The 639-nt window shown below is 54.3% G+C and carries 1 protein-coding gene; it reads right to left on the bottom strand.

Annotated elements, in window-relative coordinates:
* Positions 1-639 (bottom strand): transposase (locus tag B5F71_RS19610; RefSeq protein ID WP_143269963.1); only part of this gene is annotated, 639 nt, incomplete at both ends.

Raw genomic sequence — 639 nt, 5'->3', positions numbered from 1 at the left:
CGGGCTGCGAACCACGCGCATTCTATCAGTTTGCTCCTTAACTGCATCTGCCCCCGGAAGGTCATCTCCCCCTTATTGTCTTTCTCACCCGTGGAGTGGGAAGTGGGGATAAGACCAATATAGCCCGCAAGCCTGTCCGAATTGGCGAAGCGCCGTATGTCTTCCAGTTCGGCAAGGAAAACCAAAGCCGTTATCATGCCTATGCCCGGGACGGAACGCAGCAGTCCGTAGTCGGTGGCATATCTGTCTGAACGGGAAAGCGCCCTCAGTTTTCGTGTCGCTTCCAGAAGAAGCCTGCGCTGTGACTCTACGGAATCCAGCAAAAGGGAAAGGCCCGCACTCCCTTCCTCCGTATCCATGTGGATGCCGTTACGCAGCCAGTTCATGAAAGCGCGTGACCAGTGGGTGCCGCTGTGCTGGAATTCTTCAGGATAGTCAATCCCATAATAATACAGGAATGCCTTAACGCGCTGTTTCATTCTTGCCAGGTCACGGACAAGGGCGTCACGGCTGCGCAAAAGGGTACGGATCTCCAATGTCTCCCTGCAAGGGACATGGATGGCTGTCAGTTCATTGTTACGCAGAGACCTGGCTATTTTCCTGCTGTCCACTGCATCCGTCTTCTGAAGACGTTCCTTC

This window comes from Bacteroides sp. An269, from assembly GCF_002159755.1.
Classification (GTDB): Bacteria; Bacteroidota; Bacteroidia; order Bacteroidales; family Bacteroidaceae; genus Phocaeicola; species Phocaeicola intestinalis.
Note: the sequence above shows the minus strand (reverse complement) of the source record. Positions and strands in the feature narration are given on the sequence as shown.